At 54.9% G+C, this 2,375-nt stretch carries 3 protein-coding genes; 1 reads left to right on the top strand and 2 read right to left on the bottom strand.

Annotation, left to right across the window (positions count from 1 at the left end):
• Positions 1 to 282 precede the first annotated feature (282 nt).
• Positions 283 to 477, bottom strand: coding sequence for a hypothetical protein (locus Q363_RS31365; RefSeq protein WP_035358647.1), 195 nt, complete (start codon positions 475 to 477; stop codon positions 283 to 285).
• The gene (locus tag Q363_RS31360; RefSeq protein WP_035358646.1) at positions 465 to 1,031 is read right to left on the bottom strand and encodes a hypothetical protein; all 567 of its coding nucleotides are present in this window, start codon (positions 1,029 to 1,031) and stop codon (positions 465 to 467) included. The genes Q363_RS31365 and Q363_RS31360 overlap by 13 nt, the downstream gene beginning before the upstream one ends.
• Positions 1,032 to 1,236: 205 nt before the next feature.
• Between Q363_RS31360 and Q363_RS31355 the strand changes: the two genes are divergently transcribed.
• The gene (locus Q363_RS31355) at positions 1,237 to 1,827 is read left to right on the top strand and encodes a cysteine dioxygenase (RefSeq protein WP_035358645.1); all 591 of its coding nucleotides are present in this window, start codon (positions 1,237 to 1,239) and stop codon (positions 1,825 to 1,827) included.
• Positions 1,828 to 2,375 lie beyond the last annotated feature (548 nt).

Genomic DNA, 2,375 nt, shown 5'->3' with positions numbered 1-2,375 from the left:
TGACACGCATAGGCCTCTTTGGCTTATTTAAACACTGTCTTGACAGCATGTCCGGAGCTTTCGCTTCTTCAACCTTCAAGAATTATTCGGGCTAAGATGGCGGCGTGAGTTTTCATCGGAACAACAACGAACGAAATGAATATTGAATGTTGCTGCAGATCGACTGCGAGGTTGACCGGATTGGACGAAGTGGATGCTTTCCTTGCTGGTAAAACAGCCGGCGATCCGGTATCCGAGCGCCATGGATGGTCGCAACGGTTCGGTCCCGTCTGTGGGTTGTCACTATGCGAAGATCGCTTTGGGACGATTCAGAGTCCGCAGTAAGGCTTTCTGGAAGTAGTTCGTTGCCTCGGCAGGGCGGTTGAATTCCAGCAGGAGATATCCGCAAAGTTCATTTGCCGGAATCACCGGATACGGCGGCTGAGATAAGTCGTCGATCGAATCCTCAATCGCTACCGCCTCCTTCAACTTTGCCACGGCATTGCCGGCGTCGCCGGCACCTTCTGCAACGCTTCGGCTTCCTTTGCCTGCAGGCTGATGATCAGCTTCGCGAAGGGATGCTGGCCAGGTTCTTGAGACAACGAGACCAGCTTCGCAGCGGCCGCCCTCGCTGTTTTCTGGTCCCCTGGTACTGCGGCAGCCTTGGCCTCCCACTGCAGCTTCACAGCCACGAAATCCCGCGACGGGACCAGAAGCTTGATCTTCGCTACTTCGTCCCAGCGGCCAGATTCCCCAATCATTCGAGTGAGCATGTCGAAGTATCCGTAAACCACTCGGTCAGACACCGCATAGATCGTACGGCCACGAACATGCCGCGACTGCAACTCCGGCGTGTCCGAGGCCGTCTTCTTGTCGGGCAGCTCCCCATATTGTGCCGCGATGATTTCTACCGTGTGCTGGGCGTCGCGATAACGCCCTAACTGGATGTAGGCATATTCCAGATAGTTCAGGTTGTGGAAATCCCGATAAGCGCCGACTCCCCAAGCAGAATAATCCTCCCGCAGTTCAACGACGCGTTGAGGAACATTCAACAATTCCCAAGTAGTCGGCAATCCGGAAGTTGACCAATTTCGTGGAGCCCGGCTCTATCAGATCGATTCATGTTTACTGGCCGCTCTCCGTTGGTGATAGCAGTGCGTTGTGAACCGGTTAGCAAAAACTTCGAGCTTAGCTACGAATTAGAGCTCGGAACCTTTCGCTCGCCTGGCGATATACTTAGCTCCTGCAGAGGCGAGTATGAGCACACAAGCGATCCACAAGCAGGTTCCCATTCAGGATTTTGCTTCTGCGCTACGCCGATTCCCGGAATCGGCATTCAGGATAGTTGACGCGCTTTTGGATTTCCTGCAGGACACGCCAGTGTCCCCCGACACGCTGGCTCCATACCTCACGTGGGATTGCCAGCACTACACTCGCAACCTGATCGACAAGACACCACTATATGAATTGATTGCAATCTGCTGGGAGATAGGACAAGCCAGTTCCGTCCACAATCATCGTGACCAGAACTGCTGGATGGCGGTTCCCATCGGCCGCCTGCTGGTGGGAAATTATCACTTGGTTTCTCAGGATCTCGCTCGCGGTACATGCCAACTTAAATCGGCCGATACGGTCGAGATGAATCCCAATCGTCCTTGCGCCGTTGATCCCGCCGATCCCGTGCACCGCGTCTATAACCCGCGAGAATTCAATCAGAGGGCAGTCAGCTTGCACGTTTACTCCCGGCCCTTCGACACTTGCATTGTCTATTCACCTGAGCATGGCACGTGCGGCGAGATCAAGCTGCGCTACAACACGAAATTCGGCGAGCCCGCAAATGGTCCGTAGGAGCGAATGTAGTGAGTCTAAAGTTCGCGGCATTGTTCAAAGATTTCATTCGGTGCGTAACATTGCTGAAAGCTGTCCTTGCCCTTCGGTAAGCCAGGGTCAGGGCGACACCATTTTATCTAGTGATTGATGACTTACCAAACCGGACACGAGGGCGTGAAGCACTACCTCACACACTCACGGGCCGCCTTGCCAGAGTGGTATGGTGAAAGCCATGTTTGCGGGTGCGCCGGACCAGGCGCCGTTCGTACCGCTTCTTCGGATGCGGCAAGCGGAACGGCTACGCGCCATCGCGACGAATGACGATCTGCCAATTCTTCGGCCAACCGCCCATTCGAGACATCAAGGCCTTGAGAGACAGCAACATCTCCGACATCAATATCGCTTAGCCAGGTGCCCTGGGACTAACCCTAGATCGGTCCTCAAACGCTCCAGGGTCTTGTAATCACCACGCACGTTTCTGCAACCGGACCCTTCATTCCACCCCGGCCTTGCCAAAGGAGCTTTCAGACGGGTACGGACTGGTGCCCGCTACTCGGGTTCTGGGC

The organism is Edaphobacter aggregans DSM 19364, assembly GCF_000745965.1.
GTDB lineage: Bacteria > Acidobacteriota > Terriglobia > Terriglobales > Acidobacteriaceae > Edaphobacter > Edaphobacter aggregans.
The sequence above is the reverse complement of the archived record's forward strand: the minus strand, read 5'-3'. Positions and strand labels throughout refer to the sequence as shown.

Bases quoted from the DNA above. Each gene is read 5' to 3' on its own strand.
- Q363_RS31355 (WP_035358645.1), top strand. From the start codon at position 1,237: ATGAGCACACAAGCGATCCACAAGCAGGTTCCCATTCAGGATTTTGCT.